This window comes from Vibrio penaeicida (assembly GCF_002933855.1).
GTDB classification, from domain to species: Bacteria; Pseudomonadota; Gammaproteobacteria; order Enterobacterales; family Vibrionaceae; genus Vibrio; species Vibrio penaeicida_A.
Window position 1 is genome coordinate 212,322 of record NZ_BFAQ01000013.1, and the last position, 24,356, is coordinate 236,677.

The 24,356-nt window shown below is 41.6% G+C and carries 20 protein-coding genes; 5 read left to right on the forward strand and 15 right to left on the reverse strand.

What is annotated here, in order from left to right; translation table 11 throughout:
- Positions 1-5: 5 nt before the first annotated feature.
- The 3 genes from VPNCDNU1_RS07630 (at position 6) to VPNCDNU1_RS07640 (ending at position 2,113) form a co-directional block, all read left to right on the forward strand.
- Complete coding sequence (locus VPNCDNU1_RS07630; RefSeq protein ID WP_101113894.1) at positions 6-755, forward strand: amino acid ABC transporter ATP-binding protein; 750 nt, start codon at positions 6-8, stop codon at positions 753-755.
- Positions 756-1,005: 250 nt separating this feature from the next.
- Positions 1,006-1,668: a Bax inhibitor-1/YccA family protein gene (locus tag VPNCDNU1_RS07635; RefSeq protein ID WP_104399819.1), complete on the forward strand. Its 663-nt coding sequence runs from the start codon at positions 1,006-1,008 to the stop codon at positions 1,666-1,668.
- Positions 1,669-1,783: 115 nt separating this feature from the next.
- Positions 1,784-2,113: a TusE/DsrC/DsvC family sulfur relay protein gene (locus VPNCDNU1_RS07640; protein WP_101113896.1), complete on the forward strand. Its 330-nt coding sequence runs from the start codon at positions 1,784-1,786 to the stop codon at positions 2,111-2,113.
- A 7-nt stretch (positions 2,114-2,120) separates the two neighbouring features.
- On the opposite strand, the gene yccX is transcribed toward VPNCDNU1_RS07640, so the two are convergent.
- Entirely contained in the window at positions 2,121-2,393 is a 273-nt protein-coding gene (gene yccX / locus VPNCDNU1_RS07645; protein ID WP_104399820.1) for an acylphosphatase, read from the reverse strand.
- An 86-nt stretch (positions 2,394-2,479) separates the two neighbouring features.
- Between yccX and VPNCDNU1_RS07650 the strand changes: the two genes are divergently transcribed.
- A complete protein-coding gene (locus VPNCDNU1_RS07650) occupies positions 2,480-3,883 on the forward strand; it encodes a methyl-accepting chemotaxis protein (RefSeq protein WP_104399821.1) in 1,404 nt (467 codons plus the stop codon).
- 210 nt (positions 3,884-4,093) lie between these two features.
- On the forward strand, positions 4,094-5,290 hold the full coding sequence (locus VPNCDNU1_RS07655; RefSeq protein WP_104399822.1) for a class I SAM-dependent methyltransferase: 1,197 nt from the start codon (positions 4,094-4,096) through the stop codon (positions 5,288-5,290).
- A 172-nt stretch (positions 5,291-5,462) separates the two neighbouring features.
- On the opposite strand, the gene VPNCDNU1_RS07660 is transcribed toward VPNCDNU1_RS07655, so the two are convergent.
- The 14 genes from VPNCDNU1_RS07660 to tssC all read right to left on the reverse strand — a co-directional run bounded on the left by VPNCDNU1_RS07660 (position 5,463) and on the right by tssC (position 24,335).
- Entirely contained in the window at positions 5,463-5,879 is a 417-nt protein-coding gene (locus VPNCDNU1_RS07660) for a DUF6911 family protein (RefSeq protein WP_145959444.1), read from the reverse strand.
- Between the two features lie 43 nt (positions 5,880-5,922).
- Positions 5,923-6,432, reverse strand: a complete 510-nt coding sequence (locus VPNCDNU1_RS07665; protein ID WP_104399824.1) for a SecY-interacting protein Syd — start codon at positions 6,430-6,432, stop codon at positions 5,923-5,925.
- Between the two features lie 261 nt (positions 6,433-6,693).
- Positions 6,694-6,957 (reverse strand): hypothetical protein, encoded by a 264-nt coding sequence (locus tag VPNCDNU1_RS07670; RefSeq protein ID WP_104399825.1) that lies wholly within the window; start codon positions 6,955-6,957, stop codon positions 6,694-6,696.
- 755 nt (positions 6,958-7,712) lie between these two features.
- Positions 7,713-8,135: a hypothetical protein gene (locus VPNCDNU1_RS07675; RefSeq protein ID WP_104399826.1), complete on the reverse strand. Its 423-nt coding sequence runs from the start codon at positions 8,133-8,135 to the stop codon at positions 7,713-7,715.
- 7 nt (positions 8,136-8,142) lie between these two features.
- On the reverse strand, positions 8,143-12,597 hold the full coding sequence (locus VPNCDNU1_RS07680; RefSeq protein ID WP_104399827.1) for an RHS repeat-associated core domain-containing protein: 4,455 nt from the start codon (positions 12,595-12,597) through the stop codon (positions 8,143-8,145).
- Between the two features lie 14 nt (positions 12,598-12,611).
- A complete protein-coding gene (locus VPNCDNU1_RS07685; RefSeq protein ID WP_104399828.1) occupies positions 12,612-13,523 on the reverse strand; it encodes a hypothetical protein in 912 nt (303 codons plus the stop codon).
- A 41-nt stretch (positions 13,524-13,564) separates the two neighbouring features.
- The gene (tssI, locus tag VPNCDNU1_RS07690) at positions 13,565-15,376 is read right to left on the reverse strand and encodes a type VI secretion system tip protein TssI/VgrG (protein WP_104399829.1); all 1,812 of its coding nucleotides are present in this window, start codon (positions 15,374-15,376) and stop codon (positions 13,565-13,567) included.
- Between the two features lie 56 nt (positions 15,377-15,432).
- The gene (locus VPNCDNU1_RS07695) at positions 15,433-15,912 is read right to left on the reverse strand and encodes an Hcp family type VI secretion system effector (RefSeq protein ID WP_101115393.1); all 480 of its coding nucleotides are present in this window, start codon (positions 15,910-15,912) and stop codon (positions 15,433-15,435) included.
- Positions 15,913-16,134: 222 nt separating this feature from the next.
- Positions 16,135-18,702: a type VI secretion system ATPase TssH gene (tssH, locus tag VPNCDNU1_RS07700; protein ID WP_104399830.1), complete on the reverse strand. Its 2,568-nt coding sequence runs from the start codon at positions 18,700-18,702 to the stop codon at positions 16,135-16,137.
- A gap of 35 nt (positions 18,703-18,737) precedes the next feature.
- The gene (gene tssG / locus VPNCDNU1_RS07705) at positions 18,738-19,703 is read right to left on the reverse strand and encodes a type VI secretion system baseplate subunit TssG (RefSeq protein ID WP_104399831.1); all 966 of its coding nucleotides are present in this window, start codon (positions 19,701-19,703) and stop codon (positions 18,738-18,740) included.
- Positions 19,700-21,523 carry a type VI secretion system baseplate subunit TssF gene (gene tssF, locus VPNCDNU1_RS07710; protein ID WP_104399832.1) on the reverse strand — a complete coding sequence of 608 codons (1,824 nt, stop codon included), beginning with the start codon at positions 21,521-21,523 and terminating at the stop codon, positions 19,700-19,702. Before tssF ends, tssG begins: the two co-directional genes overlap by 4 nt.
- Positions 21,520-22,002, reverse strand: a complete 483-nt coding sequence (gene tssE, locus VPNCDNU1_RS07715; RefSeq protein ID WP_104399833.1) for a type VI secretion system baseplate subunit TssE — start codon at positions 22,000-22,002, stop codon at positions 21,520-21,522. Before tssE ends, tssF begins: the two co-directional genes overlap by 4 nt.
- A gap of 9 nt (positions 22,003-22,011) precedes the next feature.
- Positions 22,012-22,815: a type VI secretion system accessory protein TagJ gene (locus VPNCDNU1_RS07720; RefSeq protein ID WP_104399834.1), complete on the reverse strand. Its 804-nt coding sequence runs from the start codon at positions 22,813-22,815 to the stop codon at positions 22,012-22,014.
- A 14-nt stretch (positions 22,816-22,829) separates the two neighbouring features.
- Entirely contained in the window at positions 22,830-24,335 is a 1,506-nt protein-coding gene (gene tssC / locus VPNCDNU1_RS07725) for a type VI secretion system contractile sheath large subunit (protein WP_104399866.1), read from the reverse strand.
- Between the last annotated feature and the right edge of the window lie 21 nt (positions 24,336-24,356).

The following is a 24,356-nucleotide window of genomic DNA, read 5'->3' on the forward strand; positions in this document are numbered from 1 at the left end:
GTATTATGACGCAACAAGAAGATTACATGATCCAGTTAACGGACATGAACAAGTGGTACGGTGAATTTCACGTACTAAAGAACATCAATTTGAACGTGAAGAAAGGCGAAAAAATCGTCATATGTGGCCCTTCAGGTTCGGGTAAATCAACGATGATCCGTTGTATTAACCGTTTAGAAGAGCACCAAAAAGGTCAAATCGTTGTTTCAGGCACTGAACTCACAGAAGATTTGAAAAACATCGAAGCGGTTCGTCGCGAAGTTGGTATGTGCTTCCAGCATTTCAACCTATTCCCTCACCTAACGGTTTTGGAAAATTGTACGCTTGCTCCTATCTGGGTAAAGAAAATGCCTAAAGAGGAAGCAGAAGCCATCGCAATGAAATACTTGGAGCGCGTTAAGATCCCTGATCAAGCTGATAAGTTTCCGGGCCAACTTTCTGGTGGTCAGCAGCAACGTGTAGCCATAGCCCGCTCACTTTGTATGAGCCCTCAAGTTATGTTGTTTGATGAACCAACATCCGCTCTCGACCCTGAAATGGTGCGTGAAGTACTAGATGTAATGGTCGAACTGGCGGGTGAAGGGATGACTATGCTGTGTGTGACACACGAGATGGGCTTTGCTAAAGAAGTTGCTGATCGCGTTATCTTTATGGATGCTGGTGAAATCATCGAAGAAAACAACCCAGTCGATTTCTTTGAAAACCCACAATCAGACAGAACACAGAATTTCTTGAGTCAAATACTGCACCACTGAGTTGGATTAGCCTTGAAATCTGATGTGATTTTGAAAGGTGGCTTTGCCACCTTTCTCTTTTTAGAGAATTCCAAACAATGAAATACTAAGTATCTAACCGCACAGTAACAATATGTTACAAACGGTTTAATACATATCTCTTTATTTTTCGTACCATTTTTTAGACATAGATTGCTTACAGCCCTTGATTTTTGGAACTTTAAGCGCCATAAATGTCTTATAAATAACTAGTCATACGACGAGGAACATTATGAACGGTCCAATAGTATCAAATTCTCGCCACACCGAGAGTCTGATCCAAACCAACAAGGTATTGAGAAATACCTACTTCCTACTTTCGCTTACTCTACTTTGGTCTGCTGGCGTTGCTGGCGTGTCAATGGCAATGAATCTTCCACATCCAGGAATCATCATTACCCTAGTAGGTTTTTACGGTCTTCTGTTCTTAACTGAAAAGAACAAAAATAACTCGATGGGTTTGGTGTTTACTTTCCTATTCACAGGCTTTATGGGCTACACACTTGGACCAATCTTAAATGCCTACATCGGTGCAGGCATGGGTGAGGCGATCGTTACTGCCCTTGGTGGTACAGCGTTGGCCTTTATTGGTGCATCTGCTTATGCAATGACAACTAAACGCGACCTTTCGATGCTAGGCGGCTTGATGCTGTCACTATTCGTCGTCCTTATTGGTGGCATGATTGCAAGTTTCTTCTTCCAATCGCCAATCTTAAGCCTCGCACTTAGCAGCTTGTTTATTGTTTTTTCCACAATGGCGATACTAATGACAACTCAAGGCATCATTCGTGGTGGTGAGACAAACTACATTTCAGCAACCGTGACATTGTATGTGTCTATCTACAATATCTTCATCAGCTTGCTAAGTATCCTAGGCATTATGAACGACGATTAAGTTCTTCATATTGCACTAATCGAAAACCCGGTTTCTACCGGGTTTTTTTGTGCTTTAAAGTTTGTGTTAACTAAGATAATCTACGCCACCGTAATTTCTTCAGAGAATGATGACGATGATTGAACACCAAGGCAAAACAATTGAGACCGACGCTCAAGGGTATTTATGTAATCACACAGATTGGGATGAAGATCTAGTACCTATGCTGGCTGAAGCTGAAGGAATTGAGCTAACAGAAGCTCACTGGGAAGTCATTCGTTTCGTTCGTAAATTCTATGAAGAATTCAATACGTCCCCTGCTGTTCGTATGTTGGTAAAAGCGATAGAAAAAGAACATGGACCAGAAAAAGGGAATAGTAAGTACCTTTTTAAGCTTTTCCGCCAAGGTCCAGCCAAGCAGGCGACAAAGCTTGCGGGTCTACCTAAACCTGCAAAGTGCTTATAATTATTTCTTACAATATTTCAAATCCCGTGTGATTCTCAAAGTCTATATCTTTGGCTGCTACTGATTTTACGTTGGAGGTTTTAGGACCACTTTCTAACCACAACGCTAATTCATTGATTCTACTCATCTCTCCACTCGCTACGACTTCAACATCACCATTAGTTAGGTTTTTTGCGTAGCCTGACAAACCTAACTTTAACCCTTGGTGGGCGGTGTGATATCGAAATCCCACACCTTGAACTAATCCTTTCACACAAAACTTAACTGACTTTTGAGACATGCGTATATTCCTTTAAATTGCTCGATGTTATAGTGTATTCCGTCAATAATATCTGTTATTTGTTGTTAATAGGGACTATTTAAATCATGAAAGAAATACCATTTAGATGGATTGATAAATACCTTATCCATCTGAAATTGCAGGAAAAGTTTTACCTTCTATTTCTTCTTCCTACTCTAGCCATCATCATTATTTCCTCCATCTTAAACTACGCTGCCAATGAACTCACAACGCAAACGATTGCGCAAGAACTCAGAACGGTCGTAACACTTATTGAAAAGTCTGAGCTAGAAAGTAAAGAAATTCACGCCCTTATTTCCCAGTCCCCTAACATACAGTTCGGATCAGGCATTAACTCTGTCACGACTTCAGATGGGCAATACTCGCTCACGGCATCACCTTCAGCTAACTTGCTTTCCTCATTGTCAGTTGCTCAAGTTTCATCCATTGCGGCTTGTCTTATTCTTGTTGGCTTAAGCGTCTACTATATTATGACCTTTATTGGTGGAGCAATGTTCTCGGCAAACAAAGCGCTGACCACACTATCCAACGGAGATTTAACTAATCGATTAAATTATTTCCCTGTTAGAGATGAATTCAGTGTAATCGCAATAAATATCGACAAGGTGTCGGAGCGAGAGCAAAAACTGGTGCTATCCATGCAGGAATCCGTCGCATTAATGCAGCAGATCAGCTCCGAGTTAAATCAATCATCAACGTCAAGCTACAATATCTCATCTAAGCAACAGGCAAATTTAAGCTCTCTTGCCAGCGCTTCTGAAGAAATGGCAACAACCATTAGAGAAGTCGCGGTACTCGCGCAAGGATCTAGCAGCCAAACAGAAGAAGCTAAAGCAGTGGCCCAAGGCGGGCAACGTAAAGTGGCAGATACATTAACGTCTATTTCCAGTTTGAGCACCGAAATCCAGTCTGCAGCCCAAGCTGTCGCAGAGTTAGATGCGAATGCTGCTCAAATTGATGAAGTGGTTGCGACCATTGGCTCTATATCTGAGCAAACTAACCTGTTGGCACTCAACGCAGCGATAGAAGCTGCTCGAGCTGGCGAACAAGGTCGAGGTTTTGCCGTTGTTGCAGACGAAGTTCGTACCCTTGCAGGGCGAGCGCAACAAGCCACCATTGAAATCCAATCTATGATTGAATCACTGCAAAGCAATAGCTCATCACTCACTAAGCTAATGGAAATAACTGTCGATAACGCCTCACAAGGTCAAGGTCTCATGAGTGAAGTAGACGTTGAAATTGGCAACTTATCTGCTAAAAATGAACAGCTTTCAGAATGCAGTATTCAAATAGCCACGGCAGCGGAAGAGCAAGGCGTGGTTGCAGATAACATAGCATTAAGTGTTGAAGACATCCGTAGCCAATCTGTCGAGGTGAATCATTTGATTCAGTCCGCTAACGGCAACATCGAAAGTCTTAAAAATCAGAGCAATCAAATGGAAGCTTTGCTAACCGGGCTAAAAGCTTAAACTCTCTTAGTATCAAGTTCAAACAAAGGGTCGCGACTGTGGCCCTTTCTACCGATTCTTATGCTCATCAAACGTTATTACACATTTCCTTCACCTTATCGAAAAGTAAAAAGTCAATTAACTGAAATAACATCGTGATATCCATTTGCAATTGTCCCCATGCTGACAGAAAATACCGCCCCTACCCAACTTCGAACATCAGGCTAGTATATGACTCCTGCTATACATTTGACTAAAGGTCGTGAGAAATCACTTCGTCGCAAACACCCTTGGATATTTTCACGAGGCATTGAAAAGGTAACCGGTGAGCCCGCAATGGGCGAAACGGTTGACGTATTTGCGCATTCAGGTCAATGGCTAGCAAAAGCCGCATTTTCTCCGAAGTCGCAAATCAGAGCGCGTGTTTGGTCTTTCGATAAATCCGATAAGATAGACCAATCTTTTTTTGAGAAACGCATTCGCGACGCCCAGCTTCTTAGAGAAGACATCATTGCGAGAGATGGGTTGACCGGATATCGCTTAATCGCCGCTGAATCAGATGGGCTGCCGGGCATCACTATAGACAAGTATGATAACTTTCTCGTGTGTCAGCTTTTAAGCGCTGGAGCGGAACATAACAAAGCCACGATCGTTAACGCGCTTATTGCTTGCTTCCCGAATCACAATGTTTACGAGCGTTCAGATGTATCTGTAAGAAAGAAAGAAGGGTTAGAGGAAACGGTTGGCGTTTTGCACGGTGATTTACCACCGAAATTCGTCACCATCGAAGAGAATGGTGTAAAAATCAATGTCGATATCGTAAATGGTCATAAGACTGGTTTTTATCTTGATCAGCGAGACAGTCGTTTACAAGCGATGAAATACGTAAAGGACAAAGAAGTTCTCAACTGCTTCTCCTATACGGGCGGATTTGGTTTATACGCCTTAAAAGGCGGCGCTAAGCGAGTCATCAATGCTGATGTTTCTCAACCAGCGTTAGATACTGCCAAGTTCAATGCAGAAGCCAATGGCTTTGATGTATCGAAAAAGCGTGCTGTCTTCCTTAATGCCGATGTATTCAAGCTGCTTCGCGAATACCGTGATCAAGGTACAAAATTTGATGTCGTCATTATGGACCCACCAAAGTTTGCAGAATCTAAGTCTCAACTAAATGGTGCATGCAGAGGCTATAAAGACATCAACATGCTTGCAATGCAAATCCTAAACCCAGGCGGTACCTTACTTACCTACTCTTGTTCCGGTTTGATGGAAAGTGATTTGTTCCAAAAAATCATCGCTGATGCCGCAGTGGACGCAGGTCGAAGCGTAAAGTTTGTTGAGCGGTTCGAGCAAGCCGCCGATCACCCTGTCGACACTGCTTACCCTGAAGGTTTTTATCTAAAGGGCTTCGCTTGTAAAGTGCTGTAACCGACTTTGTGTATTTGTTAGGTCTAACATTTCCAATGAAGTGTTAGACCTATTCAGGTAACTCGACCATTACATGTTTAAGCTCGGCTTATGCATTTATGATACTAACTCTATTGTTTAGCTCTATAAGTTTATAGTTAAAAGATAATGCAGAAACGTGCTAATTCAAATATTAGTCTTCGTCACAGTAATATATCCAATCGTATAAGCCTGATGGTTTACCTTCTTCAAAAAATACCTTTGTAATGGAAACTAAATCATTCCAATTCCTACAAATTTGAAAATCGGGCCAATACTCACCAGCTATATCAACCTTTGAACCATTTACTTCGGAGGCTTTAAATATATATTCTTCATCTTCATCGATAAAGATCCCGACATGGTAGTTTCCCGGCTTCGCTAAAATAGCCATATGGGTAGATTCATTTTCGGGCCCTATTAAAGAAAGAAACTCAACTTTTCCCTCTTCTATATTTTTAAGATGTGTGAAGACCTCATCCCAACTAGGTGCATCAAAATACTGTTTTTTGGAATCTCCAATCATCCTGACTGATATTGCGTCCACATAAGAAACTAATTCGGCCATCATTCTCACTACAAATCTTTGGAACGCTCCTAACATTGAATCTGGACTATTCTCCTTCGATTAGAAACGTCTCCAAGTTTTTACAGATCAGCTCTCGCTCGCCATTTAGAGATTCAATATATAGTTTCCCTGTTTTATTCTCGACGATTAAGAGGTATGAACTACTTGTACTGAAACCAATTGGAACAAAACTTGTTTCATTTCCATGAGCCGAAAAATATCCAGAAAACCTAGCAGACAGCATTGGTTTATAATTACCCGGTACAATTGGGAATAACTCATATGAATGTTCATTGAAATCAACTAGTAATTGGCAGAACCAGTAGGAGTTTGAATATATTTTAATCGATTCGTGTAATGTAAAATCATAAGTATCCTCAAGTTCAGAGAATTCGTATTTTTCCACTTTATCTTTGGGTCGCCATTTGTACCATCCATCAGAGCTTTCGCCTTCAAAGAAATTAACATCTGCACCATCTAGTAGTGGGCACTCTGGCAATTCACTATAATCAGCGCCCATGTACCATTCAAAATATTCAAATAAAGCTTCTTTCATAACTCACTATTTGAGCCAAATTGTTTTACTAAAGTTGTGAAAGCTAGTTAAGCCTATGATAACTATTGAAGGCTCGTAAAATTTTCATTTTATTCACCTTTACAATAAATTGTGGTTTTACCAACACCTATCAGATCTTAAGTATACGGGTTAATGATGAAGTTGTTTTTTCTTCAAAAAAGTGCACGTCATTATTTCCCTAGCCATTGTATCCAATTGGTAAGTCAAAATATTATGCTTTCTAAACAAATTTTGCTTGTACTAACTCAAATCATCCAATAGCTCTTCTAGCCATTCGTTCAGGTCTTCTCTGGAATCGAAATCTTCCTCAGTAAGTTGCTCATACTCGGAGGGGCTAATCAGATTTTGATCAATAGCCTCTCTTAGCTGCTCCTTGAATAGCTCAAAATCATAAGGAAAACCTTTCCCTGAGACTTCAGCTCTTTTAATCAATTCCGGATCATAGCAATCAATGTGGCAATATTTCTTTAACACTGTTTTAAGAGGTTCTTTGAAATTATTCATGCGTTCTAGACTTCACCAAGCCCTTATATTTGTCTTAAAAATAAATCCGAAAAGAGCTCCGGATAATAATGTTAATCAAAAAGATAGGTTTGATTTAGCAAGCTCCATGAAAAGGGGAATGTAATTGGCAATAAACAGGAGATTAAACATGTAGTTCCATCAGCAAATTGACGGCGAACCACAATCGATAAAAACACTTTACCTTGCTCAAAGCTCGCTATGGTGATGGATCTCGCCTTAAAGACACAAAAAGATCGATCTTGCATGTAAACGTCAAGATCTCACTAGATAGACCACCAAATTTGAAAGTGGGTTGTTATGGTTATCTTTTTGAATTACCTGGCCAACTAACTTTACATAGCACAACTTAAAGACGCTTAATCATCTCAACAAAATTACCCACTTCAAGCTACCGAAAAAGCGCTCAACTACAACATTGTCTAAACATGCCCATTTGCCGCTCATTGATGTAATCAGACCAAGATGCTCTAATACCTTTCTATATACTCATCCACGTTCAAAGCTCGATTTGATGACGTTGCGTGCCTTAAAAGTACGAAAAATGCTCGAATTTGCGCGCAACGCCTCGATTTTACCTAATCAATCACCGATTTTGAAACAGATATGGATATGAAGGTGGATCGTTAGCGATTGTTTGGGTCATCTTTATTAAATTGCCTGTCCCTTTTATTTATTCTTGGTTATTGACAAGTAGCTGCTTTATCTGCAATTAAAATGAATCACGTAAATCCATCTTATCTCCAACGGTTAACAAGAACCTTTTGAAGAGATATATCCTTCCAAACTGCGAATAAATAACCGTAAAAATCTTCATCTTCATCCATTTCAGGTTCAATAGGTTCAAATCCGGGTATAGCTGACCACCATGAATCGTATTCTATCTTCGTGCAGACATCACCTTCGCTAATTTCAAAGACAGTAGTTTTATCTTTTACTTTATGGAAATATCTAATACCGATAGAAGGAAAATCCCACCTTTTATCATTGATCTGTAAAACAAGAGTATCATTAAGACGGTATATTGCTGCGTTATCACAACCTGTAGAATGAAAGTTTCCATTCACGTCCCCTGACACATCAACGCCATGGATTACTTCACCAACCCCTACATCAAAAAATACTTTTTTACCGCCATCAAACGGCTTTAATAGAATCATAATCCACCTACTTAACTTTTGAAATTCCAGTTAATATATCCATCGTATCATTAGTTCGCAATGCTGCATCAATTACTTTTGTTGGACTACCATATTTGGAAAGCTGAGATTCATACGTAGGACCAGTTTTGTTACCATATTTGGTCAAATTACGTCCGTACACCATCTCCAGAGCCTCTTCAGTTTTATAATGAGAAAGTCTATCTTGGTTTCTCATTTCTACTAGTTGTCTCGCTATCTCGCCTTCGTTTACTCCATCAGAACGAAGAGATCGAACAAAATTTTGCTTCTGATCAAGCCCAACATGATATTCCAAACGCACTTGCCTTGCCGAGGAGACCTGTTTAGCATCTGTCCAATCAACTGACCAGTTGCTGGAATGAAACTGAGATTTTTCGGTAGGCATATAACCATATATGCCCTGCGAGTCCTTTATTAAATCATCTGGTAAATCAACATGCTTAGTTTTTATATTGATTTCTTGTTCTAATTTTTGAGCAACTTGCTCACTATTAGGTTTACTCTTGATAGCCTTCATTACAGTACGACCACCTGCCAACGTCCCGACAATCTCGACTGATTTATGCGTGAGTGTTGCTGCAAGTGGTGAGCCAGTTGCGTCTAAAACTGCGTCTCCTGCACTTTCCATCGTGCTCTCGTACGCCTGCACATAACCTGATAGGTGTTCACCTATCATTTGAGCTCCATCAGTCTTAGGTGTGTAGCTTAACGTATCTTGTATGCCTTCAATCCAGTTTACAGAAGTGTTTAAATCACCGATTGCTAATGGCGCTAAACCTGCTAGACCAGCAACTATATCCACACCAGTGTTATAAACACCTGATATCAATAATTCTGCAGTACCTTCAACGTACTTCCCACCAACATTAGAACCTATAGGTTGAGGATGTAATGGGTATGTCGGTGCATTCACTTTAGCCGCAGATGTAAAGTTACCCGACCCCATAGCATACACGACTCGTTTTTCTGGCTGTGCATCCGTTTCCCCGGCTTTTACTGCAGCATCTGGCTCTTCGCAACACAAACCTGATGGATCTATCCACATCACTGGGTTGGGAGCATATTGGTAATGGTTAATTCCACCAAGTAATCCGATTGGGTCGGGTTGGATAAAGCGACCTGTGACTGGGTCGTAGTATCTAGCTAGGTTGTAATGCAGCCCAGATTCTTGATCGAAGTATTGTCCTTGGAAGCGGATTGGGTTCGCGACCTCTTCTACCTCAACGGATGCCTGCCCTTGTGGATTGTAGTTGGCTTGCCATACCACTTTGCCATTTAAATCGACCATTCGGATTGGGGTGCCTAGGTGGTCGTTTTGGTAGAAGTAGCATAGTCCATCCATCACCAGCATTAGCGGCGCGTGGCTATTGGGTTGATAAAGATACCAACGGTAGCTGCTCTGGGTGACTTCGCCAATCAGTTTGCTGCCTTGCCAGATAAACTGAGTGACACCCGTTTCTGTCGTCTTTTTGCTTCGGCGACCTAGCGCATCGTATTCGTAGTGGGCAAGCTTCCCATTGTGGTTGACGGTCACTAGTTGATTCAGCGCGTTAAACTCACGTCTTTGCAAGTGGTCGCCACCTGCGACTTTTACTTGATTTCCTTGGTCGTCGTAGTGATAACGCAGACCTTCGAATTCCAATATGCGGTCTTGCTCCACTACGATGTCATCGCCCACAGGGTTGCCAAAACTATCGAATCGATACTTATAGACATCGTCGGGTGTTTTAACACGGGTCAGTTGAGTCAGCTTGTCGTAATGAAAATGGGTATGCCCTAGTTCATTGTCAACATAGCTAGCAAGATTATGAGCGACATCGTATCGGTATTGTCGGCTACGAGTGCCCCACTCCTGAGATTTCAGCCGCCCGATGCCATCGTACGCTCTGGTCTCGTTGAGATTATCGCCATAATTGAGAGAAGCCAACCGCCCCATCTGGTCATATTGAATTTCGATGTTTGGCGATAACGCTTTATCTCGGCTTTGAGCGCTGCGGGCAATTGTGGTTAAGCGACCAAATTCATCGTAGCCAAAGTGCAGAAACTCGCCGCTCGGCAACTCAAGCGCTTCACAAAGCCCTTTATCGTTGTATTGATACCTAACACAGGCAGTCGATTGCCAGTCAGCGGTAGGGAGACCTCGCTCATTGTATTCAAAGGCTAGGCGCGTCGATTCATTTGATGCATGAAGAAGTTTACCTCCATGGCTATGCTGAAAATGACATTCATTGAAAACATGCCCTGTTTTCCCTTTGAGCGAAGCAATATCACCGTGGGCATTGTAAGTGATTTTTACAGCTCGATTGCCGGATTGTAACTCACTGATGCGACCAGAAACATCATACTGGTAGTGTTGCTTTATCCCATCAAACCCTTGCGTTTGAGTTAACAGTCCATCCGGTGACAACTCTAAGCGATAGTCTAGGTTATCACTTCGATGAATGGATTTGAGGTTGCGCTCTCCATCGTATTGAAAGTACAGCCCACTGCCATCACTGCGGTTTAACCCTTCTGGTTGAGAAAGCTCTCCCCATTCAAACCCTGTTAAACCACTTGGCGTTTGAATAGATGTAATACGTCCTGCATCATCGTAAGAATACGAATGTTCACGACATACGCTTTTATCAAAGTCGTGAAAGGTACGTTGACGAATTAACTGACCTTTGTCATTCTGTTCTAAAGTGACAAACATCCCGTCAGGGTATGCCATCCCGTTGATTTGATTAGATTGGTTGTGACTGTATCGAATTAATGTGCCGTTCGTTTGTAAGCCCTGAAGTTGATTCTGTTCGTTCCACCACCAGCGCTCACGGTTGCCATTCGATTGTGTTCGCTCTATCAAGCGACCTTTTTTGTCATAGTGATATTGGCTGGAAATTTGGACTTCATTAACACTAGAAACAAGCTGGCCAAGGCTATTGAACTTGCGACGACTTGTTTGCCCATCTGGCGTAACTATCGCTTCTGGTCTGCCTGATTCATCGTAACGATACTGGGTAACAGCACCACTGCTACGTCGCTTCACTGCTAGCTGACCAAACTTGTTGTAAAAATGCTCAGTGAAGGTGCCATCAGGTTGGATTTCTTTGGCGAGCCGTCCTAACTCATCATATTGCCATTCTTGAATACGCCCTTCTGGGCTGGTTTTCTTTAACAACTTGCCATTATTATCGTGATTGAAAAGCCAGCGATTACCTAAAGTATCGGTGTAACTGGATTCGCCATCGCCAAAGAAAAAACGATAGTCATAGGTATTATTGTCCCCGTAGTTTCGAATGCACTTGGCATTTTCCCCATCACCTTGCCATTCAAAGTAATGAGTGAACCCACTTGGGCGCTTTCTTGTGAGAAGCAATGCATCATTACGGTAAGTATATGTTTCAACTAGCCCAAACTGATTGCTAGCGGACGTTAGTTCCCCTTCTTCGACAGTATATTCTACAATGAGATCTTCGGTATTCGGACATCTTAGACCTATAAGCTGCCCTTCTTTATCGTATTGACAATACAAAGCGAGAACACTGTTTGAATGCAATTCAATCAGCCTTCCATTAGAAGAATATTTTAGGTCTATTTGCTTAAGCGCAATATCCCGTATTTGAATCAGTTTCCATACGTCACTCAATAGAAAGAACTTGTATTGCGTTCCATCTGACAGCGTGACAATTCTGTAACCATTCGCATGATGTAAGCAAGAAGCACCCGCTCTTATCTGGTAACTGATAGCCCCTTTGCCCACAGGTACGAACTCAACGGTATCGCCAAGATCATCGACAAAGCGCCAGCTTTCTACATTCTCTTCTTCATCCTTAATTTCTAAGAAGTCAAAACAATAACTATGCCTCCAACCAAGCCCCATTCCCTGGTCTTGCTGACAAAGTGAGGAGCGGTAATGGCGAACCCATTTCAAACCTTCTAGGTTTGTAAAGTCCTCAAGAGATAAGAGCTCTTCACCTGTCACCATTGAAACTGGGTCACCGCCCGTTTCGTGCTCTTTAGCACTCACAGGTGTATCGCTGTCGGACGAAACACTTTCATTTTCTTGTGCCTCTTCAGATTTTCCATCTGAAGGCGCTTTTTCTTCTTCAGCCTCTTCATATACTACTTCTTCAAGCACTGGGCTAGAAATAGAAGGAGTAGACACTTCGACAAAGCAAAACAGCTTTCCGTTAGCCAATGAGTTGGCTAGCGCTTGAATTTGGGCATTTTGACGCTCAAACACCTTAAGTGATGCTGAAGCATTAGTCGCACTAAAGGTAGATAATTGACTAAGCAAAGCCAAAGACTGTGAATCTGATTTTGCAAACAAGAAATGTGCAAAATTTATCGCTTCACGCTCGTCTTGGAACGACTTTAATTTCCCTTTTCCTTGCTTGGAGTTGGAAAAGGTATAAAGCTCCGATCCGCGTCGAATCGATTTACTGAAGTTATCCTTAATCATTAATTGCTAGCTCTTTATACACGCCATGTAAGTGCTGCTGCCGCCCTAAACTTGTTGTTAGACACGTCAAGTTGAAAACAGTGAAAGCCATCCACCGGATTTGTTCTTTGCTCACGCTCTAGCTGGAGAATTTTCCAAAGACCGTTGTTAGCCCCTAAATCACCAACTTCTGTTTCAGTGAAAGAATAATCGCTCTGTTCGTTCACATATTTATGAATATGATGAATTTCGTTACTCCATTCTTCGACGACACTCTCTGGTGCACCAAACGGGAGGCAGATCTTTGTAAACGAAGAACGAGCTGATTTTGCTCCAGCCCTCATGAGAAAACGAATACTATCGCCGGATTGTTTGTCCAACGTCGATGCATCAATTTGTCCCCACTCAAAAACAAGACCATCTTTTGAACTAACGGCTTTGATGAGGAAAAAACTGTCATTAATCGAGATTTCAGGCTCTGCTACTTCATCTTGGGTACAAAACGCCGAAGACGAATCAATACCCAATAACCAAACCCCTGAATCAGAGTACTGCTGAATCAACTTATCGAGTTTGGCCAATGACATCAGAAACGAAGCTCGTCCATACGTATAAATCAGCTTAGGCATAGAACTTCTTAATGGGTAAAAGTACTTTTTCAGTTCCTGATACAAAGGAGTGAAATCATCTGATGTTTGTTTTTCTGGCAAAAAAATAAGACAAGGAGCAGGTTCAGATACCTTCTCCAAGTCTGCGCGACACCTGTTAACAATACCGCAAAGCCGAGAAACTAAACTTTCTGATTGACTTAAGATCATTCGGTTCGCAGGACCCGAAACATGCTGCGAACTCTCCATATTCATTTCGTACTTCGATGTTTTCATCAAAACACTGTTTAAATTTTGGTGACCAGCTTTTAGTGATGCTGGTCTAAGCGTAAAAGGCATTCGTATTCCAATTAAAATGAAGCCCTCACTCTCTCGTTAAACTAGTTGAGAGCGATCTTCCCTGCTTTTAAATCAATAGCCGAGCCATTTATTGCGATTTGATTGCCTTTAATATTAATTTCGCCAGAGCTAGACATCGTTATCGATGCACCTCCAACTTTAATCTCAATATTCTTGCCTGCACTCAGGGACAATACCTCTCCTACATCGATACTGAGGTTTTTCCCTACATTATGCGCTTCATTATTATTAACCGTTTCAACTTTGTCTTTTTCCACCAAGATATCGGCACTATCTTCAACAACAGACTGGAAATCTTTTTGTGAATGCAGGTAAACCAACTCTTTTCCTGGCTTATCATCAAACCTCAATTCATTGAAATCGCTCGCACCACCTTTCACACTTCGACTCTTAATGCCACTTTGCGTTTTTTTATCTGGAAGCGCATATGGGGTTGCATTAGCACCGTTATAAAGCGCTCCCATAACAATAGGTTGGTCAGGATCTCCGTTAATAAATTCAACGATTACCTCTTGCCCTACACGAGGAATAAATGTACTTCCCCAACCGTTTCCGGCACTTTGCTGGGCAACACGGATCCAACAAGAGCTTTGTGCATCTCGCTTTCCTTCTCGATCCCAATGAAACTGAACCTTGATACGACCATGTTTATCCACATGAATATCGCCTTCGGTAGGTCCCGTAACGATCGCAGTCTGAATACCTTGAATTCTCGGCTTTCCAAGAGGAAGGGATGGTCTAAAGAGCTTTTTGACATCCATACAATAGAATTGGATTTCAACACCTTGTGCAGAGTTGCCATGGCTGCCAGTCTGATTAAAAACAGAAGCGTTTATGGACACATGAGAAAGAACAAACTCTTTGCCAACAAAGGCTTTGTCTTCGTGATCTTCAAATTTAAATGTTTGCCCTGTAGTAAACGTGCGGCAACTTGAGTTACCAGAAAATACCTGGCTTTCTCTTTGTAAAGATTCAAGAACATGTTGATTTCGAAACGCATACTTATCAGTAGTTTCTTCTTCACCCATGTACTCATAATATTCACTCATGGGTGGAGTGTAAGACACAGGCTTCATTAATACATTGTGGCTTGGTAAGCTATTTGGTTTGAGCATATCAAAGCCAGATAAACAACTTGCTTTAGTCGTAATAGTTTGTGTTTCTTGCCAAGAAGATATATGAGCTTGTTCTGAACTTCCTGTGGTATGAATAACTTCAGCTTCAACACTCGGTTGGTAAAAGCTCAAGTCATCAAATAACTCTAACTTGTGCCCAGATTCCTCATGAAGGAAGCTAAAACCAATCCCCTCTTCCGCCAGAAGTCTTAATATGAAATCGAGATCTGTTTCATTATATTGAACTTTAAACGTGTACTTTGAATAAGACTTACTGAGCTTTAAATTAAACTCAACAGCATGCTCTCCCAATAATAAAGACACAATCTCTTTAATATCTTTATTTTGGAAGATTCGATTGTTTTTTCGATAAGAACAGAGAGCCAATCTAGGTTGAATGGTCAACTCTATGTCTTTGTAATTTTCACCGTCATTGCTTGTTGATACTCGGCTACCTAAAATACGAGCACTTGTAACAACACCGTGGAAATATCTAGGCGTATCTGTTACCGCAATAGAATTATCCATAAGAATGACAGCTGGCTTACCAATTATTTGACTTAGTTCACCTTGAGTGCCGTTGAAATAGGCTAAAGCTTGTAGTGAGAAAAGTTCTGAAAGACCTTCATAATATTGAAAGCTATTCAGAATTATTGTGTCATATCCAAATGCGGTGGATATTTTTATGAAATTATTACTTTGTGTCGCTTTTTTCATTACAAACTTCTTACTGAGTTAAACAAGTGCGGGACAAAACTGCCCCGCAACATGAATTACATTTGCTGACCTTTAACGCCGCTGTAACCGTAAACAAGAGGAGCAACAACGTTGTTCTTGTCATCAGTTGGAGTAACTGTCATCATCATTTCTGTGTAAGAAATAGTGATAGTCTCAACTGGACGGTCATCTTGAATAGAAACAGCGTAGTTTGAAATCATTGCATCGGTAAGTTCGATCTTCATGATTTCTTCCACTTTTTCACCTTGCTTAGTGATATGGAATACAGCTGGTTTACCTTTACCGATTGTCGCTTCTTTGAATAGATCTGGAGAAGCGCGGTCTTGCAGTTTAGTGATAGTCAAGTCATACAAACGAGTAGAGCTTGCTTCACGGTCTTGAGCAGTACCTGTGTAAGAAGTAATTTCACGACCTACGCTCCAATCAACAGAAAGTAGAGTGATCAGATCTTTGTACTGCTCTGCAGTAGCTTCACCTTTAATATCCGCGTATTTAAGGTATGTATTTGCCTGCATGCTAATCTCCTATAGCATTGATAAATTCAACTCATATTTATGAGCAAGTAATTTCCCTAAACTAAATAAACCAGTGTAGGGTTGTTAATTATAAATTAGTCATTTGCGACTGATTGAATACGCGTTTTTATAACTTATATTCAATCAATTTAATAGCTTAAATTAATAAAAAAACACTTAATTTGAATTGCACCGCAATTAAATTTGCTATTGATAATTCGCTTATTCGACATTTATAGAAATAGTATTTACTTCACCTAATATCACCACTTTATTAATAGCTTTATCGTTAGAAATTGCGTTCAAAACTTCATCAGATATTTTGGGTAATAGGCTATTTTGAATAATGGTTTGGATGGCTCTAGCGCCACTACCTTCTTCATTACAGTTGTCAATTAAGCTGGAAATTAACTCATCAGAATACTCAAATTCTGCGTTGTAGTTTGATGAAATCCGCTTTCCAATTTTATTCAATTGAATTCTAGCAATACCTTGCAGTACTTCTCGGTTAAGTGGGATGTATGGAATCACATTAACTCGACCTAAGAAGGCAGGTTTAAAGCTTTCCAACAAATCGTCTCGTAGTGCCGTTTTTAGACCGTCAATGTCGGGGGCTAATTCAGGGTCCTGAAATAGCTCCATTGTTGTATCTGTACCAGCATTGGACGTCATGATGATAATGGTGTTTCTAAAATCAATGTCACGCCCCTCTCCGTCTTTGATGGTTCCTTTATCGAAGACTTGATAAAACACATCTTGGACACCTGGATGAGCTTTTTCCATTTCATCTAAAAGAATAACGCTATATGGCTTTCTCCTGACAGCTTCCGTGAGCACGCCACCTTCACCATAACCAACATACCCTGGAGGTGACCCCAATAGTAATGAGACTTTGTGTTCTTCTTTAAACTCAGACATGTTGATGACAGTGACATTTTCCTCACTACCATAAACCTGTTCAGCAATCGCTAGCGCGGATTCGGTTTTACCTACGCCACTTGGTCCCGTAAGAAAAAATATACCATTTGGTTTAGTTTCTTCATTAAGTTGGGCACGTGCGGTTTTGATGACTTCCGACATCGTATGTAATGCATGATCTTGACCCACTACACGTTCACACAACTTGTCTTTTAATGATAAAAGGCTATTGATCTCATCGTTTTGAAGTTTTCCTAGCGGGATTCCCGTCCAGTCAGACACTATCTCAGAAACCAGTGCTTCATTAACGTGTGAAAAGACCATTGGCATCTTGTTTTCTGCGAGCGTTGCTTCAACTTCCACCAATCTTTCCAGTGCACCTTCTTTTTTCTCTTGAAGCACTTCGAGCTTCAATTGCTTGGATTCGTCTACCAAGTTTGATTCTGTTTCCCAAATCGTTTTCAGTTTTGCGATTTCGTCTGTTAGCGTGTCGCTTTCTTCGTTTAATGTAGCTAAAACCTCGGAGTGAGCATGACCAAGTGCCTGCTCCTTTTCGAGTTGGGCGATTTGTGCTGTTTTTTGCTCTAATGTTTTCTCAAGAGACTCAAGCTGTCCCGGTGTCGCAGACTGGCTTAGTGCTACTCTTGAACACGCCGTATCGAGAACTGAAACGGCTTTGTCCGGCAGCTGGCGTCCATTAATATAGCGATTGGAAAGATAAACCGCCGCTTTTAAGGCTTCATTTGTAATATGTACACCGTGGTGTTCTTCCATCACAGGTACAAGTCCACGTAGCATTTCTACTGCGAGCTCAGGAGCAGGCTCATCCACTTGAACCACTTGGAATCGTCGGGTTAACGCAGCATCTTTCTCAACATATTTTTTGTATTCAGCCCACGTGGTCGCGGCAATGGTCCTCAATTCTCCTCTAGCCAAGGCTGGCTTAAGAATATTTGCGGCATCGCTTTGACCTGCTTGCCCACCACTTCCTATTAACCCATGAGCTTCATCGATGAACATAATGATCGGCGTCGGTGATTCATTGACTTCTTTAACAACCGATTTCAATCGATTCTCAAACTCACCTTTCATTCCTGCACCAGCTTGAAGTAGCGCCAAATCAAGTGACTTAATCGAAACACCTTGAAGTGCAGGAGGAACATCCCCTTGAACAACTTTGAGCGCAAGACCTTCTACAACTGCAGTTTTACCAACACCGGCTTCACCCGTTAAGATCGGATTGTTTTGACGGCGTCTTAGTAAAATGTCGATCATCAGTCGGATTTCATTATCTCGGCCTACAACGGGGTCAATCTCTCCCTTCTTTGCCTGCTCAGTTAAGTCAATGGTAAATTGGTCCAAAGATTTTGTAGATGCTTTTTGCGTCGGTGCTTTTTCTGCAACACTTCGCTCTTCGCTTTTCCAAAACTGAAGCAACGCTTCTGGAGTGACTTTATCAAGCTCATTGCCAAAGGCAGATGAAACCGCAAATAACGTATCGTCATTTAACAAAGCATAAACTAGGTGCACAATATCGATTTGTTCATCTGAGAAGTCGATGCTTGAAGCCATCCACGCACTTTTTAAGATAGTCACCGTATGTGCAGATAAGCCTGGTACGGTTTGGCAGCCTGTTTTGAGTTTTTCTAGGCTTTTTTGAATATCATCTTCTAACTTGAATACATTTAAATTGAAATGATCAGATAGAGTCTGAATTGTTGCGCCTTGCTGCTGAAGTATCGAGATTAGCCAGTGTGTCATTTCAATACTATGATGAGTTCGGCTGCTCGCTAACGCTGCCGCTTGTTCTAATGAAGATTTCGCATCACTAGAAAGCCTCTCTACTAACGCGGTTAGAGATAAAGATGTCATTGATATTTCCTTATATATCGCCTAACTGATATTGCTTAAATTCGAATTGTGATGGTGCCGTTTTCTGAGCGTTTGTGCGGTGCGAGTACACTTCCCAATGCTAGCCTTCCACCGCCCTTTTTGAGTTGAATTTTAGGAAGGTGTTTGTATTGAGCAGTAAGGCTCCATTCAACAGAAGCGGTATTACCAAGTATGTCTTTACACAACGCCTTAATTTCACGAATTCGTTCGCCATTGGGCATCATGCCATGCACCTGTTCTTGCCCTTTAGCAACAAACTCAACCATAAATCCTGCATTGACATTCCATGCTTTTCTTCCAAGGCTCGCCCCGCGTCCAAGTTCTGAATACTGCCCTTCAGGTAGGCGTCTAGAACACAAACGCGTTTGCTCACATTCTGTGAGATGCATCCACTTCCCTTTAAAGTCGCGAATAATCACATCACAACCGGAAAGGGATTCCATGCATGCTTGGATAGATCCTCGACTTTTCACGGGCTGGCTAAATAAGCCCCCCCAATGAATTGCTCTGTTACCCAAGCCTCCTGTCAAGGATTCCAATACTTGATTCCATGATGAGAACTCATTCACAGAAACTTTTCGGTGCTGTACCGCAGGTTGGAAGCTTTGCCAAGTTCGATAGAAAAGAGACAGAATTCGGTGGTTAAAGATGTCTAAAAAGTCTTGTAACGTAGGATCGTTATCCTTAAGCCTTTGTAAAATCAATTCGCTATAATGTTTGGGTAAAACACCATTTTCACCCGTTAATCCGATCAGATTCGTCATTACGATTAAGCTTTGATTACGCTTTGATTCCACTGTTGTGAATTCACCAACTTCGTATCCCAACTGTTGGGCAACTTTCAGTTCTATGGTTTCTTGACTTGGTAAATGGTCGGTACCTAAATTCGCATTAGACTTCAAAAGAAACTGCTCAATTAAGTGCAGAGATTCAAAAAGCTGCTCCTTGTCTAGTGCCTCTATAAAGTTTTCTCGCTTCATAGCAGTACCTTTTCGCCACATAACGCTGGCCAGCAATGAAATACGTCACCCGACCCTTTCAAGGTAATACGTAGTTTTGTAAATGTGTTGATCTCTGCAAATTGAGCAAAGTAAGTCGACAGAACATTTCCCAACAAGAATATTTGCTCTTTAGATTGCGCACTTTCAGAAACTTCGAGAGTAATTTCAGTCCCGTGGCAAAAGCCCACTCGACCCTTTTGATTCACCCGTCCGGTTGCTGGCTCGACTTTCATCGACACAATAGAATCGATCATTGATTTAGACTCTGGCGACGCTTTGAAGGCGTACAAATTCAATGTCTCTCTTAACGTTTGTAGCCCGCCGTCATCTGAAAAGTGGGACAACGTAAGTAACTTGGCGAATTGCCACCGTGAGCTTGAATCCATTGAAGGTCTTATGGTTTCCGTCGGAGCAACCAAACATCGTAAGCTGTCAAAATTATCTTTGACATCAGGCATATTTACATTTGGCATACCACCGCCGAAAGGCAGTTTTTTGGGAAGATTTCGGTTACAACACCAAGCCTGTGCCGACATGACCCAATTGTCGCTTCCTTCAGGCGCGAAAATTTTATGATCTTTATCTATAAATGAAACGTAGACATCACGCCCGGGTTCATCAAAACCTCCCGCCCAGCTTTTGTCTTCTCTTCGCATGGTCCAAAAAATCTCATGCTCAGAAAGATAGTTTGTATGCTCTCCGGCATAAAATGGTGGAAGGCTTTGGTATTTCATTTGCCAACTTCGCACACCAATTTCTTGAATACTGACTACTTCTGTCGTATCAGGTTCTAAATGCTCAGGGTGCAACGGAAATTCGTATTCCGACGCAACCACTCTTGTCGGCTCCATAGCATGACTGAACATATTGATGACGGGTGTACAGCCTAGTAAGACACTATCTTTTGTGACTTGCTTTTCTAACCAATCACAGCTCTGATCGAAGTAAATCCAAATCTCAGCTTCATCATTCCTACCAAACCAAACTGGATCGAGGCTAACGAGATCCGAGAAAAGAAACTTCTCAGGAAACAAGAAATATTCAACCAACAGCCGGCTTCCAACAAAACTACGCTTACTATAAGGAACGACCGAAAATTCATCGGTATATCCTACAGGGCTAACGTGCCTTGGCGTGAGCTGGCGCGTTGTTTCGTCATCAACTACAACTGCCATACCAATCGAAGATTGCAGCAATAATTGCAGTAGACGATAAGAAACTTGTGGCTGTCCGTTAAAGAAAAGCCGCAATGAATCGAAATCCAATTGGCTCAATTCGATTTCTTTACTCGCACCTTTTAACGTGAGCTTTAAAAGCGATTTTGCTTCTTTCTCAATATCCAATAGCTGCCCACGAAAAGGGGCATTTTCAAACGATGCTTCACTAATATTTATTGGCAATACATCTGTTTTGTAACATGTTTTGAACTGACAAGACTTAAACCCGGGTGCTTCAAGTGTGACAGCCTCACCTTGTTCAACGGTAACTTTTGACGTTGCCGATTCATCACTGTCTATTTTTATCACGCTCATCGAAGGAATAGGGGCATGAAAATCGGGGAACAGCTGCCCGATTAAAGCCTCTGTTAACTGAGGAAAACTGTTGTCCAAGCTTTGCCTAATTTGTGCAGTCAGAAATGCGCAACCTTCTAAAATCCTTGCTACATGCGGGTCCTCTACTTGTTCTTCACTAAGTTTAAGCCTTGCCGCAATTTTGGGATAAGTGCTTCCAAATTCCTGACCTTTGTGACGCAAATAAGCAAGTTCGCGATTGTAATACTTGAGAAACTCATCACTCATGCTGTTTCACTCACTTTAATTCCTAGACTGACTGGTTCAACTTCTGAATCTAGCACCAGTTCATGATGTTTTTGACCAAGCTCGTAAACTGCACTTATTCGCAAACGTAACACTCGATCAACATCATCTTTGTCGTTGATAATTGACACGGAGACATCCTTAAACCTTGGCTCAAATTCCAGCAGTGTATCTTTCACAATTTTGCAGAGGTGCTGCTGTCCATCTTTGCTACTAAATGGCATAGATGAAAAGTCAGGCAAACCATATGTCAGCAGAGACTGCCTAAGTTCGGGTAAAGAGTTATCCACTTTTACCCAACTTAGTCTTGTATTTAATAGCGCTTCCACATCTCGAATTAAGCCACGGACAATCTGCTGATTGTTAAGCGGGAAATGCACATCAGCAGTATTTCTAGGGTCATGATCAATTAGCTTGTCCAATAGAGAAACACCACTACTAACGTGAGCACGCTTTTCCATGATGGCTTACTACGCTTCGGCGGTTTGCGGCGCGGATTCAATAGAGGTAACCGTAGCTAACGGCAACGCTCCTTCTCCTGCTAACCATACTTTTTGTCCTAACCCCGCGAATACGGCTTCCCCTGATACTGGTTTCCAATCGGTTTCTTTTCCAAGTTTATTACCGTCTGTTTCACTTCGAGAATAGGTAAGTGGAATGTGAGCTTCGCCTTCAATTACGCCCTTAATTTCAAACTCTACAGGACGCCAAACCGTCTCTAAAAGATTGGTTGCCGGTTTGATATTGAGGTATACCAATTGATCTAACGGCGCCAGATAGTAGTTGCCCGTTGAACTGAATAATTCAATAAAACCGTTTAAAGAGTCATCGATATCACGTACATCTTCATATTGCGTACCATTGATTAACAAAGGGGTATCAGGTCGTAACTCTTCTAACGCATGACTAATTGACTCAACATCTTGTTCTCTTTGCTCATGTATCGCTAAATTCAATTCAGTCAGCTTTGTATATTGCTCTTCATTAGAGCCAAGGAAGTTCGCCGTTGCTCCGCCTTGGAAAAAGTCCACTCGCGCCTGAGCGGCTTTAACCAGATGTCTAATTTGGCTAGCGCCAGCCAAAAACTCAGGGAACAACTTTATTGCTTGCATTAACTGCTCATCTGCTCGCTCTAACTGCCCATCGATACACAAAAGTTCAATGAAATAGCTACGAAGAGCTGCATCTTTTGGATTTGATTTAATAGACTGAATTACAGAATCGATCGTTTCTTGTAACTTTGCTTGACGTAGTAGTTGCTGCCAATCTGACATGTGACTTTCCTTATTTAAAACGCTTTATCTGGAGAGAGCTCTGTTATTAACCGAACACTTGAGACCATTTGATCAAGTTGAAAATGAGGTCTTAAATGTAATATTGAGTAGTAGTGTCCGGGACTACCTTGTTTTTCTTTTACTTGGATTCGAGCCTCGTTGAGGGGATACTTAGCCCTTAGTTCATCTGAAGCTTCATCTGACGCTGTTGTGTATTGATGCAGCCAACGTTGAAAATCGCTTTCAATTGACACTGCATTTTGGTAACTCCCGACTTTGTCTCTTCCCATAACTTTTATGTAATGAGCAATACGCGCAACACAAAGGGTGTATTGCAGCATTGAGGAAAGTCGCGAGTTGACCGTGATTCCTTTTTCTTCGAACAACTTTGGTTTATGCAACGATGAGTTCGAAGTAAACGCAATAAGTGGGCTGTCTGAGACGGGTGACAATGGTATAAAACCACAATCCGATAGTGCCAACTCTCTCGACTCAGAAACCTGATAATTTACCGGAGAACGATATCGTTTGGCTTTTCCCGGAAATTGAGTTTGACTATTTACAGGAGGCACAATGACACCTTGCCCATAACTTCCCGCTTTAAGCCCTCTAATATGAGCAAACCACCCTGATTCGCTATAAGCTCTTAAAACCGTGGCGGCGAAACAAAAAGAAGCACTTCCCCAAAGAAAATCACTTTCTGAATCACTCACTTTCTCTTTAAACGCGAAAGCTTCCAATCGACTTCCATCATACTTATATGGCTGCCTCATCAAAACATAAGGTACGGTAACAGCAACAAATTTGGCATCTTCACTTGCCCTTACTGCGCGCCAGTTCTCATATTCCAATTGGTCGAATTGGGCTTGCACATCTAAAATCGTTGCCAACTCGGCAAACGTGTCGACACCAAACAAACTCGGCGTAGCAGAAACTAAAAATGGACAAAACGCAGCGGCTGCAGTTTGAGCAATCTTCCGGATTAACGTCATGTCTCTATCAAGCTTATTCGTTCCTGCTTGATGTGAAATGCAATAGTCTCCAACAATCAACCCAAATGGTTCTCCACCGGGAGTAGAAAATTCATTTTGATAAATGAGTTTGAAGAGACTACTTTGATCAAATTCTATAGCGCGCTGACTGTCTCGCCTCAACTCTTCCCAACTGCATGACAATATTTTGATTTTTGATTCTTGCTCCGAACCAAAGCTCTCTTTTTGATTAACTAAATACTGTACGCCACGCCAACTTGATTCTAATTGCTGGAAGCAATCATCATGAAGAATCACATTCAATTGCTCATTCAAAATTTCATCGATTAAATCAATCACGCTCATTAGGCTTTGATTCATATCTTCATAATTAGAAATATTGTTAGCATCACACCAAAAACGTAACGAGTGTGAGTCAGACTGAATATCTAGGAATCGATCTATCCAAAGAGCATCTAACGTTGGTTCATTTGGCTTCTGTACGTCATGAACGAGCTGCTCTGGGTCTGCAAATTGAAGTTCTGTCATAATAAGTGTGGCTGACCCGAA

Excerpts from the sequence above, each read along its gene's own strand:
- VPNCDNU1_RS07630 (WP_101113894.1), top strand. The coding sequence starts at position 6 with ATGACGCAACAAGAAGATTACATGATCCAGTTAACGGACATGAACAAG.
- VPNCDNU1_RS07635 (WP_104399819.1), top strand. The coding sequence starts at position 1,006 with ATGAACGGTCCAATAGTATCAAATTCTCGCCACACCGAGAGTCTGATC.
- VPNCDNU1_RS07640 (WP_101113896.1), top strand. The coding sequence starts at position 1,784 with ATGATTGAACACCAAGGCAAAACAATTGAGACCGACGCTCAAGGGTAT.
- yccX (WP_104399820.1), bottom strand. The coding sequence starts at position 2,393 with ATGTCTCAAAAGTCAGTTAAGTTTTGTGTGAAAGGATTAGTTCAAGGT.
- VPNCDNU1_RS07650 (WP_104399821.1), top strand. The coding sequence starts at position 2,480 with ATGAAAGAAATACCATTTAGATGGATTGATAAATACCTTATCCATCTG.
- VPNCDNU1_RS07655 (WP_104399822.1), top strand. The coding sequence starts at position 4,094 with ATGACTCCTGCTATACATTTGACTAAAGGTCGTGAGAAATCACTTCGT.
- VPNCDNU1_RS07660 (WP_145959444.1), bottom strand. The coding sequence starts at position 5,879 with ATGATGGCCGAATTAGTTTCTTATGTGGACGCAATATCAGTCAGGATG.
- VPNCDNU1_RS07665 (WP_104399824.1), bottom strand. The coding sequence starts at position 6,432 with ATGAAAGAAGCTTTATTTGAATATTTTGAATGGTACATGGGCGCTGAT.
- VPNCDNU1_RS07670 (WP_104399825.1), bottom strand. The coding sequence starts at position 6,957 with ATGAATAATTTCAAAGAACCTCTTAAAACAGTGTTAAAGAAATATTGC.
- VPNCDNU1_RS07675 (WP_104399826.1), bottom strand. The coding sequence starts at position 8,135 with ATGATTCTATTAAAGCCGTTTGATGGCGGTAAAAAAGTATTTTTTGAT.
- VPNCDNU1_RS07680 (WP_104399827.1), bottom strand. The coding sequence starts at position 12,597 with ATGATTAAGGATAACTTCAGTAAATCGATTCGACGCGGATCGGAGCTT.
- VPNCDNU1_RS07685 (WP_104399828.1), bottom strand. The coding sequence starts at position 13,523 with ATGCCTTTTACGCTTAGACCAGCATCACTAAAAGCTGGTCACCAAAAT.
- tssI (WP_104399829.1), bottom strand. The coding sequence starts at position 15,376 with ATGAAAAAAGCGACACAAAGTAATAATTTCATAAAAATATCCACCGCA.
- VPNCDNU1_RS07695 (WP_101115393.1), bottom strand. The coding sequence starts at position 15,912 with ATGCAGGCAAATACATACCTTAAATACGCGGATATTAAAGGTGAAGCT.
- tssH (WP_104399830.1), bottom strand. The coding sequence starts at position 18,702 with ATGACATCTTTATCTCTAACCGCGTTAGTAGAGAGGCTTTCTAGTGAT.
- tssG (WP_104399831.1), bottom strand. The coding sequence starts at position 19,703 with ATGAAGCGAGAAAACTTTATAGAGGCACTAGACAAGGAGCAGCTTTTT.
- tssF (WP_104399832.1), bottom strand. The coding sequence starts at position 21,523 with ATGAGTGATGAGTTTCTCAAGTATTACAATCGCGAACTTGCTTATTTG.
- tssE (WP_104399833.1), bottom strand. The coding sequence starts at position 22,002 with ATGGAAAAGCGTGCTCACGTTAGTAGTGGTGTTTCTCTATTGGACAAG.
- VPNCDNU1_RS07720 (WP_104399834.1), bottom strand. The coding sequence starts at position 22,815 with ATGTCAGATTGGCAGCAACTACTACGTCAAGCAAAGTTACAAGAAACG.
- tssC (WP_104399866.1), bottom strand. The coding sequence starts at position 24,335 with ATGACAGAACTTCAATTTGCAGACCCAGAGCAGCTCGTTCATGACGTA.